The organism is Streptomyces lacrimifluminis, from assembly GCF_014646095.1.
Lineage (GTDB): Bacteria > Actinomycetota > Actinomycetes > Streptomycetales > Streptomycetaceae > Streptomyces > Streptomyces lacrimifluminis.
In genome coordinates this window covers 21102-36289 of record NZ_BMMU01000046.1, presented here as the reverse complement: position 1 = coordinate 36289, position 15188 = coordinate 21102, and the positions used below count along the sequence as shown (strand labels likewise).

7 protein-coding genes are annotated in these 15188 nt (G+C 72.5%); all 7 read right to left on the bottom strand.

All coding sequences use genetic code 11. The features are described from left to right. Positions 1-5595: non-ribosomal peptide synthetase (locus IEY89_RS37020; protein WP_189151941.1), on the bottom strand; the 5595-nt coding region annotated here is incomplete at its 3' end. Continuing rightward, positions 5592-10640 (bottom strand): non-ribosomal peptide synthetase, encoded by a 5049-nt coding sequence (locus tag IEY89_RS37015; RefSeq protein ID WP_189151940.1) that lies wholly within the window; start codon positions 10638-10640, stop codon positions 5592-5594. The genes IEY89_RS37020 and IEY89_RS37015, both read right to left, overlap by 4 nt. Positions 10641-10683: 43 nt before the next feature. Next, entirely contained in the window at positions 10684-10902 is a 219-nt protein-coding gene (locus IEY89_RS37010; protein WP_189151939.1) for an MbtH family protein, read from the bottom strand. A gap of 98 nt (positions 10903-11000) precedes the next feature. Then, entirely contained in the window at positions 11001-11999 is a 999-nt protein-coding gene (gene sbnB / locus IEY89_RS37005) for a 2,3-diaminopropionate biosynthesis protein SbnB (protein ID WP_189151938.1), read from the bottom strand. 77 nt (positions 12000-12076) lie between these two features. Then, positions 12077-12877, bottom strand: coding sequence for an FkbM family methyltransferase (locus tag IEY89_RS37000; protein WP_189151937.1), 801 nt, complete (start codon positions 12875-12877; stop codon positions 12077-12079). Continuing rightward, positions 12874-14223: a condensation domain-containing protein gene (locus IEY89_RS36995; RefSeq protein ID WP_189151936.1), complete on the bottom strand. Its 1350-nt coding sequence runs from the start codon at positions 14221-14223 to the stop codon at positions 12874-12876. The genes IEY89_RS37000 and IEY89_RS36995 overlap by 4 nt, the downstream gene beginning before the upstream one ends. Before the next feature lie 6 nt (positions 14224-14229). Continuing rightward, entirely contained in the window at positions 14230-15177 is a 948-nt protein-coding gene (sbnA, locus tag IEY89_RS36990) for a 2,3-diaminopropionate biosynthesis protein SbnA (protein WP_229695639.1), read from the bottom strand. Positions 15178-15188: the final 11 nt, after the last annotated feature.

The following is a 15188-nucleotide window of genomic DNA, read 5'->3' as shown; positions in this document are numbered from 1 at the left end:
CGCCGCGTCCAGCACATACACCCGCATGTTCGGCAACGGCCGACCGATCGGGACGACGTCCGCGTCGGCGTCCGGGGGAACGGGGAAGACGGTGGAGCCGACCGACGCCTCCGTCGGGCCGTACTCGTTGATCAGTTCCGTGCCGGGGGCGAGTGCGCGCCAGCGCTCCAGCGTGGCCCGGGTGAACGCCTCGCCCGCCACGACCAGCACCGGGGCGAGGGAGGCCGCCTGCTCGGCCGTGAGCTGCCGGGCCAGGACGTCCAGGTGCCCGGGGGTGAGCTTGACGAAGCTGTAGGGGGCCGAGGCGACGAGGTGCTGCCCCAGGTCGGCCAGGTCGACATCCTGTCCGACCGTGTGGACGGCCTGGCCCACGGTCAGGGGCGCCCACAGGTTGGGGACGACCAGGTCGAAGGCGACCGAGGAGAAGAGCGGGGCACCGCCCGTACCCCGGGACGCCAACTCCCGTGCCGCCCACGCCACATGATTCGCCAGACCCCGGTGCGCAACCTCCACCCCCTTGGGAACACCCGTCGAACCCGACGTGAACACCACATACGCCAGCCCGTCCGGATCGTCCGTACGCACCGGCGCCGACACCGGCAGTGCGGCCAGGACGTCGGCGTCCGGAAGCTCGGTGAGTGTCAGCACGGCCGCGGCGGCCTCGCGCATGGCGGTCACGCGCGCTGCCGGGTGGGACGGGTCGACCGGTACGTACGCGCCGCCGGCCTTCCACACCGCGAGCAGTGCGGTGAGCAGGTCGGGCCCGCGGTCGAGCCGGACCAGGACGCGGGACTCCGTCGTCACGCCGAGGCCGCGCAGGTGGTGGGCCAGCCGGTTGGCGCGGGCGTCGAGCTCGCCGTAGGAAACGGTGGCGCCGGAGTGCTCGACGGCGACCGCACCCGGGGTGCGGGCGGCCTGGTCCTCGAAGCGCCGGAGCACGGAAGAGGACCCGTCGGACAGTTCCTCGTCCGCCGTGTCGTTCCACACCACCAGCTGCCGGTGCCGTTCACCCTCCGGCAGGAACGATGCCCGCGCGTCGCCCTCCGGGTCCGCGGCCATGGCCTCGATGACCTGGCGCAGCATGTCCGCCAGGCGGTCCGTGCCGGACCGGCTCAGGGCCCGTGGGGCAGCGGTGAGGACGAGGTGGCCGATGCGGGCCGACACACCGAGCGAGAACTCCGTGGGGCTGTCGTCGATGCTGGCCAGGTAGTCGACCTGCTCGTGGTCGACCTGGTCGAAGTCGTGGTAGCTGAACCGGATGTCGACCAGCCGCTCGCCGTCGGCGAGTTCGCGCTGGATGACCGGCATCGGGTAGGCCCGGTGCGGCCACAGGTCCACCTCGCGGGCGAACACGGCGGCGACCAGCTCCTGCCAGGTGGCCGCCGAGCGGTCGTACGCGAAGGGCAGCGTGTTCAGGTGCATGCCGTAGACCCGGTCGGCGCCGAGCACCTCGGGCCGGGCGTTGCACACCAGGCCGGTGAAGAAACGCTCCTCCTCGGTGAGCAGGCTGAGCGCCTTGAGATGGGCCGCGAACAGCACGCTCTTGAGCGAGGCGCCCGCTCTCGCAGCGAGTGCGCGCAGCCGGTCCTCCAGGTCATGGAAGGGCACGGGCACCCGGTGGGGGACACCGGCGGCGTCCGGGTCGCCGCGCCACGGGGCGGGGACGACGAGCCGCGCGTTGGCGTCGACGACCGACTGCCAGTAGGCGCGGGACTCCTCCGACCCGAGGGCGCTCAGCTCCGCGGCGACGAAGTCGGCGAACCGGATGGCGGGGCTTGGCCGCCCGGCAGGTTCCCCGCCGTCGCGAATGCGGCCGTACTCCTCCAGCACCTCCATCAGCAGCGAGTGGTGACTCCAGCCGTCCAGGATCGCGTGGCACTCGGTGTTGGTGAGCCACCAGCTGCCGTCGCCCGCCACGTGTGCGGTCAGACGCAGCAGCGGCGGAGCGGTCAGATCGAACAGGTCGGTGCGTTCCTGCCGGACGAACTCCCCAAGTACCGCTCGGAGTTCGTCTTCCGGCAGGTGCGAGACATCGTGCACGGCCACGGGCAGCTCGGCCGTCGCGTGCACCAGCTGCATCGGCACGGAGTACCCGGTGAGGTCGAACGAGGTGCGCAGCACATCGTGGCGGGCGGTGATCAGCGCGGCGGCCACGCGCAGCGCCTCGGCCGAGAACGGCCGGCCGTCGCGGATCCGGAACGCCGTCGCGTTGTGGTAGGGGTGCTTTCCGTCGTCGGTCAGCATTTCGACGACCATGCCGAGCTGTACCTGTGACAGCGGATACGCGTCGACCACCCCCTCGGGCAGCCGAGCCGCGTCCTCGGCCGTGATCGACGCGAACGGCTCGACCGTGCGGTCCGCGTCGGCCGGCGCCGGACGCCCGGTGACCAGCTCGGCGATCCGCGCGACGGTGCGGTACTCGAACACATCGCGCACGGCGAGGTCGTAGCCGATGGCCCGCAGCCGGCCCACCAAGGCGACTGCACGGATGGAATGCCCGCCCAAGTCGAAGAAGCCGTCCTCGACACCGACGCGTTCCAGCCCCAGGACGTCCGCCCACACAGCGGCGATCCGCTCCTCCACGACCGTGCGCGGGGCGACGTGGCCCGCGGAACCCAGGGCGTCCTGGCCGGAAGCGGGCAGCGCACGCTTGTCGAGCTTGCCGTTGGTGGTCAGCGGCAGGGCGTCCAGAGCGACGAACGCCGCCGGAACCATGTACTCGGGCAGCCGGCCCCTCAGATGGGAACGCAGCGCGCCCGGATCCGGTGCCGCCCCGTCGGCCGGGGTCACATACGCGACGAGCCGCTTGTCCCCGGGCGTGTCCTCCCGTGCCAGCACGACCGCGTCCCGCACCTCCGGATGAGCGGCCAGAGCGGTCTCGATCTCGCCGAGCTCGATGCGGAAGCCACGGATCTTGACCTGGTCGTCGACACGGCCCAGGAACTCCAGGCCGCCGTCGGCCGACCGCCGGGCCAGGTCACCGCTTCGGTACAGGCGGGCGCCGGGCGGTCCGAACGGGTCCGGCACGAACCGCTGCGCGGTCAGGCGCGGCTGGTTGAGGTAGCCGCGCGCCACTCCGGCGCCACCGACGCAGATCTCGCCGGGCACGCCGAGCGGCACCAGACGGCCGTCCTCGTCCAGCAGAACGACCCGCAGGTCGTCCAGCGGGTGACCGAGTGGACTGCCCGCCCGAGGGTCCAGGTCCCGCTCGGTGAGGCGGCGGTAGGTGGTGTGGACCGTGGTCTCGGTGATCCCGTACATGTTGACCAGGGCGATCCGGTCGAGGCCGAACCGGTCCGCCCACGGCCGCAGTTCGGAGACCTCCAGCTTCTCGCCGCCGAAGACCACCGCGCGCAGGGCCAGGTCCGCGTCGGTGTCGGCCAGTGCGCGGAAGGCGGTGGGCGTCTGGTTGAGGAACGTGACCCGTTCGCGCACCAGCAGGGCGAGGAACTCCTCGGGGGAACGCGAGACGGAATCCGGGACGACGATCAGACGCCCGCCGTACAGCAGCGCCCCCCACATCTCCCAGACGGAGAAGTCGAAGGCATAGCTGTGGAACAGCGTCCACACGTCGGCCGCGTCGAAGGCGAAGTGCTCGTGGCCCCGGTCCATGAGGCGGACCACGTTGGCGTGGGTGAGCGCCACGCCCTTGGGCCTGCCGGTCGAACCCGAGGTGTAGATCGTGTAGATCAGGTTCTCGGGGCTGCCGGCGACCGCCGGGTCGGTGTCGGGCTGCGCCGCGATCAGCTCCGCGTCCGCGTCGAGCAGCAGCAGTTCTCCGTCGAACAGTTCGGCGTGGGCGCGAGTGGTGACGACAACCGGTGCCTGGGCGTCCCGCACGATGTAGGAGAGCCGGTCCGCGGGGTTCGCCGGGTCCAGGGGGAGGTACGCGGCACCGGACTTCAGGATGCCGAGCAGCGCGGGGATCAGGTCCACGCCGCGCTCCAGGCTCAGGCCGACCAGGGTCTCCGGGCCGGTTCCCCTGGCGATCAGGGCGTGCGCGATGCGGTTGGCACGCGCGTTGAGCTCGGCGTACGTCAGGTCCGTGCCGTCGAAGGAGAGGGCGACACGGTCCGGGGTGCGCGCGACCTGCTCCGCGAACAGCTCGTGCGCCCGGCGGGTCACCGGGCGCGGCTGCTGGGGCGGGGCGGTCAGCAGGGCCCGCTCCGCATCGCCGATGATCTCCAGGGCGGACAGCGGGGCTCGGGGGTCGGCGGCGATGCCCGCGAGCAGCCGCAGCAGATGACCGCGCAGCCGTTCCACGGTCGTACGGTCGAACAACGCCGTCGCGTACTCCAGGTGTCCGCCGAGCGATCCGTCGGCGCCCTCGCGCAGTTGCAGGTCCAGGTCGAACTTGGCGTTCCGGCCGGAGCCCTCGAACGGCGACACCTCGACACCGGGCAGCTCGAACGTCGCGCTCCGGTCGCCGTGCATGGTGAACGCGACCTGGAACAGCGGGGTGCGCGACAGGTCGCGCTCCGGGGCGATCGCCTCCACGATCTGGGCGAAGGCCACGTCCTGGTGGTCGTAGGCGTCCAGCACCGTGGTGCGGGTGCGGGCCAGCAGCTCGGTGAACGCCGGGTCGCCGGACAGGTCCCCGCGCAGCACCAGGCTGTTGATGCCGTAGCCGATCACTTGCCGGAGCTCCGGGCGGCCACGGCCGGTGACCACGGTGCCGACCGGGATGTCCGAGCGGCCCGTGTAGCGGGCGAGCAGGGTCTGGAAAGCGGCCAGGAACAGCATGAACAGGGTGCTGTCGTGTGCGGCGGCCAGTTCGCGCAGTCGGCCCGCGAGCTTTTCGGGCACCTCGAACGGCACCGCGTCCCCGGCTCCGTCGCGCACCGCCGGACGAGGCCGGTCGGCGGGCAGGTCCAGGGGCGCGAGGTCGGCCAGCTTTCCGGTCCAGTAGCCCAGGTGACGGGAGATCACCTCGCTGGTGGTCGTCGAGCGCTGCCAGGCCGCGAAGTCGGCGTACTGCAGGGCGAGCGGGGCCGGGGTCGCGCCCGAGTACAGGTCGCCCAGTTCCTGGCCGAAGAGTTCGGCGGACCAGGCGTCGCAGGCTATGTGGTGGAACACCACGGTGAGTACGTGCTCGTCGGGGGTGACCCGGATCAGCCTGCCGCGCACCGGCCAGTCGCGGCCGAGGTCGAACGTCCTGGCCAGGTCCGCCTCGACCAGGACGCGCACGGCGTCGTCGTCGGCCGCCGCGGACCTTTCGAGGGGCAGCGGCCCCGGCGCATCGACGACCTGGACCGGCTCGTCGCCTTCAAGGACGTAGCGGGTACGCAGGATCTCGTGCCGCTCCAGCACGCCCTGCCAGGCCCGTTGCAACGCCTCCGCATCGAGGTCGCCGCGCAGCCTGAGGACCAGCGGCACCAGGTATTCGGAGCTGTCGGGCTCCAGTCGGCTGAGGAACCACATCTGCTCCTGACCGTGCGACAGCGGGAGTGGGGCGTCCCGGTCGGCACGGGGAATCCCGGTGCGGCGCGCGGCGGCGCCGCGGTGGCCGGCGAGTCGGCGGCGCAGCAGCTCGGCGCGGAGCGCGTCGGTATCCGTGCCCGAGTCGACGGGCCGCTCCATTTCCCCGTTGCTCATGCCTGGTGCTCCTTGGTCGGCGAGGTGAGGTCGGCCGTGGCAAGGGGGCCGACGGCGTTCAGCAGGTCGTCGTCGGAGAGCGCAGCCACCTCGGCGGTGACGCGCTCCTCGACCGTGGCCGCGAGCTGGGCGATCGTCGGGCCCTCGAAGACGGAGCGGACGGCGAAGTCGATCCCGAACTCCTGCTGGATGTGCGAGATCAGGCGGATCGCGAGGATCGAATTGCCGCCGCTGTGGAAGAAGTTGTCGCGTGTCGAGGCCCGGACGCCGAGCAGGTCGGTCCAGATCTCCGCGATGCGCTCCTCGACGGGCCCGCTGGGCGGGACGTGCGCCGCGTCGGAGGCCCGCCCGGGCTCGGGCAGAGCCCCGCGGTCCACCTTGCCGTTGGCGTTCACGGGCAGGGCGTCCAGGGCGGTGAAGGTCGCCGGGATCATGTACTCGGGCAGCCGTCCCGCACAGTGCGCGGCGAGATCGGGCAGCGGGGCACCGGGCTCGGCCGGCACCGCGTAGCAGGCCAGCGCGGGTTCGCCGGCTGCCGGCCGGTGGACGGCGACCACGGCTTCGCGCACAGCGGGGTGCTGCTCCACCACGGCCCGGATCTCGCCGGGTTCGACGCGGTGGCCGCGGATCTTGACCTGGTCGTCCAGGCGTCCGAGGAACGCCACGTTCCCGTCCGGCAGCCTGCGGACCAGATCCCCTGTGCGGTAGAGGCGGGCGCCGGGCCGGTCGCCGTACGGGTCGGGGACGAAACGGTCGGCCGTGAGGTCGGGACGGCCCGCGTAACCGCGGGCCACGCCGGTGCCGCCGACGTACAGCTCGCCGGCGACCCCGACGGGGACCGGCCGCAGGCCCGGGTCCAGCACGTACATGGTCATGCCGGGCAACGGCCGGCCGATCGGCAGGACCTCGGGGGCCGGCAGCGCCTCGTCCGGCGGTACCGGGTAGACGCTGGTGCCGACGGAGGCCTCGGTCGGACCGTACTCGTTGATCAGCAGCATCTCCGGGGCCAGCTCCCGCCAGCGCTCCAGCGCGGCCCGGGTGAACGGCTCGCCGGCCACCACCGTGAGCGGGGTCAGCGCACTCGCCTGGGCCGGGGAGAGCTGGTGCGCCAGGATGTCCAGGTGCCCCGGCGTCAGCTTCAGGAAGCTGAACGGAGCGGCCTCCGCCAGGCGCTTGCCCAGCTCCGACATGTCCGTGTCCTGGGGCAGCAGGAACAGCCGCTGGCCGGTGACCAGGGGCGCCCACAGGTTGGGTACGACGAGGTCGAAGGCGACCGAGGACAACAGCGCCGCGCCGCCGTAGTCGTGTCCCGCCAGCTCGCGCGCGGCCCACGCAACGTGGTTGGCCAAACCCCGGTGGGTAATCTCGACACCCTTGGGGACGCCGGTCGAGCCGGAGGTGAAGACTGTGTACGCGAGCCGGTCCAGGTCCCTGGTCCGGGCGGGCGCGGCGCCGGGGCGCGCGGCGATCTCGTCGGCGTCCGTGTCGACGCGCACAACCCGCACCCCGGGGGCGGTGAACCGCTGCTCGTACGAGGAGGAGGTCACCGCCGTGTGCACCCCGGCCGCCTCGCACATCGCGGCGATGCGCTCCGCCGGGTACGAGGGGTCGATCGGCACATAGGTGCCGCTCGCCTTCCACACCGCGAGCAGCGCGGTCACCAGGTCGGGCCCCCGGTCCAGCAGCACCGCGACCCGCGACTCGGCGCCCACACAGTTCGTGCGCAGGTGCTGCGCGAGCCGGTTGGCGGCGGTGTCCAGTTGGCCGTAGCGGACGGTGCGCTCGCCAAAGGACAGCGCGATGTGCTCCGGGCCGCTGCGGGCCCGGCCCTCGAACAGCTCGAAGACGGTACGGTCGTCGGCCGGTCCCACGGTGTCGCTGTCGTTCCAGTCGGTGAGCAGCTGGCGGCGCTCCTCCTCCCCGAGCAGCTCCACGGCCCCGAGGGGTACGTCGGGGTGGTGCGCGACCTGGTCCAGGAGGGTGAGGAAGTGGCCGGCCATGCGCTCGACGGTGGCGCGCTCGAACAGCGAGGTGGCGTACTCGAGAACGCCGTCCAGGGCGCCCTCGGGGGTCTGCCGCATGAACAGCGACAAATCGGTCTTCGCCACCTGCCAGGCCTCGGTGAAGGCGGCCAGGTCCGTGTCGCGGGTGACGACGCTGGTCACGCCCTCGCTGTGCAGGTCGAAGGCGACCTGGTAGAGCGGGGTGCGGGACAGGTCACGCTCGGGCTGCAGCTCGTCGACGAGCCGTTCGAAGGGCAGCTCCTGATGGACGAACGCCTCGCGAGCGGCGTCCCTGACCCGTTCCAGGGCCTCGGAGAAGCTCAGCTCGGCGGTCAGACCGCAGCGCACCACGAGGGAGTTGAGGAAGAAACCAACCATGTTCTCGGTCTCGGGCCGGGTGCGGCCGGCCACCGGGGTGCCGACCGGCACGTCCCACTGACCGCTGTAGCGGGCCACGAGCGTCGCGTACGCCGTCAGCAGCGTCATGAAGGGCGTCGCACCGTGCGCGCGGCCCAACTCGGTCAGGGCCGCGGCGGTCCCGGCCGGGATCCGGAACGGCACGACGGCTCCGTGAGGGTCGCGGACCGCGGGCCGGGGGTGATCGGCGGGCAGGTCGACGGGGGCGATGCCGTCGAGGGCGGCCCGCCAGTGGGCCAGCTCGCGCTCGACCCGCTCCTCCGTGAGCCGGGCGTGCTGCCAGGCGCCGTAGTCCGCGTACTGCACGGCCAGGGCGGGTAGCACGGGCTCGCGCCCCGCCAGGTGGGCCGCGCAGAGTTCACGCAGCTCGCGTTCCAGCAGCACCGTCGACCACCCGTCGCAGGTGATGTGGTGCAGCGTCAGCAGCAACAGGTGGTCCTCGCCGGGCAGCCGGAGGAGCAGCGCCCGCCACAGCGGCCCCGCGGCCAGGTCGAACCCGCGCCCGAACTGCTCGCCGAAGAGCCCGGGAACCTCCTCGCGCGCGGCGTCGGCCACCCGCAGCTCGACGGTGGTGGTACCCGGCGCGTCGATGACCTGGCGCGCACTCCCGCCCTCGGCGACGTACCGGGTTCGCAGCGGCTCGTGCCGGGCGGCAAGGGCGTCCAGGGCGGCGCCCACGGCCGAGGGGTCCAGGTCTGCGGGAAGCCGCAGGAAGAGCGGGGCGACCCACTCGGGGCTGCCCGGGTGCATCCGGTCCAGGAACCACAGGCGACGCTGGCCCGAGGACAACGGCGGTTCCCCGCCGCGCGGCACCGGGCGGATGCTCTCTTCCGCACCGGACGTCGCGGCGGCGCCGATCAGTTTCGCCTGTGCCTCGACCGTGGTGGCCGCGAACAGGCCACGCAGTGAGATCTTCTCGCCCGACGCGGCACGCAGCCGCGCGGCGAGCCGGGTCAGCTGGAGGGAGGTACCACCCAGGGCGAAGAAGTCGTCGTGGGCTCCGACCCGTTCGCGGCCGAGCAACTCCGCCCAGACGCCGGCGACGAGTTCCTCCGACGCGTCGCGCGGGGCCGTGAGAGCGGGCCGGTGCACGGCGGCGATCTCCTCCGGGCCCGGCAGCCCGGCCCGGTCGACCTTGCCGCTGGGCAGCAGGGGAAAGGACTCGAGAACATGGAAGAACGCGGGGACGTGGCTGTCGGGCAGCCGCTCGGCCAGGAAGACCCGCAGGTCGGCGCCGTCCACGGCGGCGCTCGCGGTCAGGTGCGCGGCCAGCCGCGTGCCGCTGTCCTGCGCCTGGTACGCCGTCACCACGGCGCCGGTGACGGACGGGTGGGCGGCGAGGACGGCCTCGATCTCACCGGGTTCGATCCGGACGCCGTTCACCTTGATCTGGTGGTCGAGGCGCCCGAGGTACTCCAGGGTGCGGTCGGCGCGCCAGCGCACCTGGTCGCCGGTGCGGTAGAGGCGCGCGCCGGGCTCGGTGGCATAGGGGTCGGGGACGAACCGCTCGGCGGTCAGGCCGGGGCGGCCGGCATAACCGCGGGCGACGCCCGTGCCGCCGACGTACAACTCGCCGGGGACACCGACCGGCACGGGGGCAGCGTTCGGGTCGAGGACGAGGACCCGCAGGCCAGGGATGGGCCGACCGATGGGTACCGGCCCGGACGCGAGGGCGGCCTCGACGGGCTGGGCGGTGACATCGATGGAGCATTCGGTCGGGCCGTAGGTGTTCCAGACCTCCAGATCCGCGCCGGCCTTCTCCCGCACCCGCGCGACGAGTTCCGCGTGCAGGGCCTCGCCCGCCGAGAAGAGGAGCCGCAGCGATCCGCAGCGACCCCAGTCGCCCGCGCCGTGCCCGGGGTTCTCCTCGACGAGCAGGCGCAGCACGGACGGCACGACCTGGAGCACGGTGATGTCGTGGTCGGCGACCGCGCGCAACAGGGCGGCCGGGTCGCGCTCGGCGCCCGCCGGGGCGAGTACAACGGTGCCGCCGCTCACCAGGGGGGCGAAGATCTCCCACCCGGCGGCGTCGAAGGCGATGGTGGTCTTCTGTAGTACGCGGTCCGCGGCGCCGAGCGCGTGGCGCTCCACGGTCCAGCCGACCCGGTTGGCGATACCCGCGTGGGTGACGGCGACGGCCTTGGGCTTTCCGGTGGAGCCCGAGGTGAAGATGGCGTAGGCGACGTTGTCCGGGTCGACTGCGGGCAGCGGCGCGGACGCGCCCGGCTCCAAGACGTCCGGCAGTTCCCCGGGACCGATGCGCCGGGCCCCTGCCGCGCTCACCGTGGTCTCGAGTTCCGGGGCGGCGAGCACCAGGCCCGCCCCGGAGTCGTGGATCAGGTCGGACAGGCGCGCCGGCGGCTGGGCAGGGTCGAGCGGGACGTACGCCGCCCCGGCCCGCCAGATGCCCAGCAGCGCGACCACCAGGTCGACGCTCCGGGGCAGGCTCACCCCGACCAGCGTCTCGGGCCCCGCCCCCAGGTCCCGCAGGCGGCAGGCCATGCGTACGGAGGACCGGTCCAGCTCCTCGTACGTCACCGTCCGCTCACCGTCGACGACGGCAACGGCGTGGGGCGTGCGGAACGCCTGCTCGGCGAAGCGTTCCGGAAGCAGTTCGGCGTTCACGGCAACTCCTGTCACAGACCTGGGTGTCGGGCGGGCGCGGGCTTCAGACGGCGGAGGACTCGTGCATGCGGCGGCGCAGGCTCAGCGGGCGCATGTCGGTCCACACCTCGGCGATCCGGGCCAGGCACTCCTCGCGGGTGCCTTCGGTGCCCTCGGCGTGCCACCCGGCGGGCAGCTCCCGCCCGACGGGCCACAGCGAGTACTGCTCCTCGTCGTTGAACACCACGCACTGGCGGGGGCCTTCGGTCTGTTCGGCGGTCATGGGAACTCCTTGGTGGATGCGGTCGGCGGCCGTGGCCGGGTCGCCGCTCGGGGTGGCGGTGCGATGGATCCGCACCGGGCGCGGTGCCCGGGCGGTGCTCAGCCGGGCAGGAAGTCGTCGACGCGGACGCCCAGGCCGAGCCGTTCGGCCTCCTCGCGCACGAACTCGGCCAGCGCCACGTCCAGGACGCCGAGGCCGAACGGGGAGTAGACGACGGGCCGTCCCGGCTCCCGGCGCAGGGTGGCGGTGCCGCGCAGCAGTGCGCCGATCGGGGCGGCGATGAAGTCCCGGTTCCCGGCGGCCCGCTGGGCCAGGTCGAGGGAGGTGCGCTCGCGGCAGACGTGGTCGGCGTCGTCGACCACGTTGACAGCACCGAGGATCGCCTCGGCCGTCAGGTCCCGCAGTGAGACGTGCAGCACGGTGGTGTCCGGCCCGCAGGTGGAGAGGTCCATGTGCGGGGTCCCAGCGGTGGTGGCCAGCGAGACCAGGCGGTGCGCGCCGAGCGCTGCGGGCAGGTCGCTCACGGGGTACGCCTTCACCCCGGGCACCGTCTCGGCGCAGCGGGTCGCGAAAGCCTCGGCCCGCGCGGGGTCGGTGTCGTAGAGCGCGGCCTCGCGCAGGCCTGGGAGGGCCGCCGTGAGGAAGCGCAGGATCTCCAGGTTGATCACACCGCAGCCGATGAGCAGGACGGAGGCCGGCGGCCGCTCCGCGGTGAGCTCCGCCGCGGCGAGCGCGGCGCTCGCCGCGGTGCGCCTGGCGGAGATCACCGCGCCTTCGACGAGGGCGACCGGACGGCCGCCCTCGAGGGAGTTGAGCAGGACGGCGGCGCTGGCCCGGTCGGTCCCGACGGCCACGTTGCCGGGGAAGGAGGAGATCCACTTCATGCCCGCGGCCGGTCGTTCCCCGCCGCGGTAGGCGGGCAGGCCGATGATGCGGTCGCGGCTGTGGTGTTCCTCGGGGAAGCGCAGGAACACGGAGTGCGGCAGCGATGTCTGCCCCGCGTCGTGCAGCCGGTAGGTGTCGGCGACGAGGTCGATGATCTCCGTCTCCCGGCCGGACAGGACATCCGTCACGTCGGTGCGTCGGAGGATCAGCATGGGGTTGCCTCTCTGCGGAACGGGCGGGACAGAGTTCTGGTGACGGAGAGATGGTGGGTTCCGGCGCTATATGCGCCCTATACGGCTCGTACGGCCTCGACGTCGTACAGCGACGTGCCCGCGAGCAGGGAATCCTGCCGCACCCGTACCTCGAATCCCCGCGCACGCAGCAGTTCCTGGACGGCGGCCAGCCTGTCGGCGTCGTCGTGCACCTCGGCGACGACCGAGCGTACGAGGGGCCAGTGGTGGTGTTCGATGCCGTGCAGCACGTCGAGTTCGGCGCGTTCCACGTCCACCTTGAGCAGGTCCACCCGTTCGACGGAGTGGAGCCGCAGCAGGTCCGACACGGTGAGGGCGGGGACGGTGAACTCGACACCGTCATGCAGTCCTTCGACGAGTTCGGCCGCGTCCTCGGCCACGATGCCGCTGTTGCGCAGGAAGGCCAGGGTGATGTCGTCGTCGGCCCTGCGGTCGGCGTGCAGACCGGAGTTGCCGGGCGCCTCGGGGTAGTAGGTGAACGGCAGGCGGCCGGGGCGGTCCGCGACGGCCGCGCACTCCGTCCGCCAGCGGGTGCCAACGTGGTCGGCGAGGTTGCGCACCAGACAGGCGTGGAGCGCGGGGGCCGGCTCGACCGCGACGACGTGGATGCCGGGGCGCAGGAGCGCGCAGTACACCGACATCAGACCGATGTTGGCGCCGATGTCGAGGACGGTGTCGCCGTCGCGGAGACGGTGCGCCGCCCGGTGGTAGGCGCCAGGCGGGAGCATCTCGCGCCACATCGCCACCGAGGCTGGTCCGTTGGTGCACCACACCGGGGGGCCGTCGGGCAACTGCTGCAGGACCGGATCTTCGCCGGGTCCCGGTGCTGTCCCGGTCATGACGCACCCGACCCAAGAGCCAGCAGGAACTCCAGGTCGTCCTGCGCGACCAGGGTGACCTCGGCCACCCTGGTCGCGGGCGCGTCGAGGGAGACACCGACCATGCGCCGCCACACGCCGCCGAAACGCTCGATGGTGGCGGCGTCGAACAGGTCGGTGTTGTAGCGCAGCAGCGCTCTGAAACCGCCGGAGTCCTGGAGGATCTCGACGGTCAGGTCGAGCTGACCCTCCTGCTGTGGTACGTCGCACAACTCGGCCCGCAGACCGCCGAGCCGCACCGGCCCCTCGTACAGGCCCTCGATCGGCAGCCGGTCGGCGGCGACCAGGGTGCAGGAGATCCGGAACAGGGGCCCGCCGGCCGGGCCGCCGGCCAGCAGTTCGACGGGGTGACGGGCGTGGGCCAGGCCCGTGCGCAGCTGCCCCTGCGCGGACTCGACCGTCTCCAGCAGTGTCGTCGCGGAGGTGAAGCGGCCGGCGACCGGAAGGACGTTGACGTAGTAGCCGACGGCCTCCCGCGAGCTGGGGGTGAAACGGGTGGTGACCGGGCAGCCGATGAGGAATCCGTCACCGCATCCGGACCGGTGCAGCGCGGCCTGGAAGGTGCCGAGCAGCCAGGCGAACGGCGTCACGGCCCGCTCCGCCGAGGTCTCCCGCAGCCGCTGCGGGGTCCGCGGGTCGAGCGCGACCTCGTGGGTGGCCCCGTCGAGGGAGCGCTGCGGCGGTCGTGGCCGGTCGGTGGGGAGCACCGCCGCATCGAGTCCCTCGCACACGGACCGCCAGTGCGCGGCCGCCCGCTCCCCGCGCGGCGAGGCGACGAAGTCCTGTTCCGCCCGTACCTGTTCGTCCCAGCCGGCCACCGCCGGGGGTTCGGCCGCCGCGGGCTGCCCCGTGCGCGCGCCGTACTCGGCGAAGAGGTCTCGGACGAGCAGCCACTGCGAGGTGGCGTCGCTGACGATGTGGTGGGTGACCGTGACGAGGACCGCGTCGTCGGCGGCCCGGCGCAGCAGGACCGCGCGGAAGGCACCCGACCGGGCGAGCCGGAAGGGTTCCCGGCCGGCCTGCCCCGCGAGCCGGAAGAGCTCGGCGTCGTCGGCCCCAGGTACCTCACGGACGTCCATGCGTACCGTCGCGGGCGGTTCGGTCCGGCGCCCCGGGCCCTCGTCCGTGGCGGGAAAGCGGGAGCGCAGCAGTTCGTGGCGGACCACGAGCGCGGTCAGCGCGTCCTGCAGGACGTCGGTGCGGACCCGGCCGCGCAGCCGCACGGCGAGCACGACGTTGTACGCGGGACTGTCGGGGTCCAGTTGGTGGGCAAGCCAGAGGGCTTCCTGCCCCGCCGAGATGAGCATGGACCATCAGTCCTTCCACAGGTGTGAGACGTCGCCGAAGTTCTCGCCCACCCAGCTGTCCGAGTAGATGGTGTCGAGGTAGCGGTCGCCGCCGTCGGGGAAGATGAGAACGCAGTTCGAGCCCTCCGGAACGCGGTGCCTGATCTTCCACAGCGCCGCCACAGTCGCTCCGGACGAACCGCCCGCGAGCACCGCTTCCCGGGCGATGAGCCGCCGACAGGCGACGACGCATTCCAGATCGGATATGTGCACCACCTCGTCGGCCGCGGAGGAGTCCATCAGCGGAGGCACCACCGAGGCGCCGTGGCCCGGGATGAGCCGTTGGGTGGATTCCAGACCGAAGATCGCGCTGCCCATGGCGTCGACGGCGACCACGGTGGTGTCCAGACCACGTGCCCGGATGTGGTCACGGCAGCCGCGCAGGGTGCCGAAGGTGCTGACCGAGCAGAAGAGGTAGTCGACCCGGCCGTCGAGGCTCTCCTCGATCTCCCGCATGGTGGTCTCGTGGGCCTTGGGGTTGAGCAGGCTCTCGTACTGGTTGGGCCAGTACGCGTCCGGGATCTGCGCCACGAGCTCACGCACCCGGCGCAGCCGGACGGGCAGGAACTCGCCTGTCTTCTGGTCACGTTCGGTGATGACCTCGACCTCGGCGCGGAACGCCCTGAGGATGGCGCGGTTCTGCTCGGTGGTCTTGCCGTCCACCACGCAGATGAAGCGCAGCCCGAAGTAGCGGCAGATCTGTGCGAGTCCGACGGCCAGGTTGCCCGAACTGGACTCGACGATCACGGAACGGCCGGGCTCCACCGCGCCGGTGCGGATCGCGGCGAGCAACATCCCGAGGGCGGACCGATCCTTGATGCTGCCGCCCGGGTTGAATCTCTCGATCTTCCCGAAGATGCGCGAACCGAAGTGAGGTATGAGTCTTTCGAGTCGGACGAGTGGAGTGTTCCCCACGGTCGACAGAA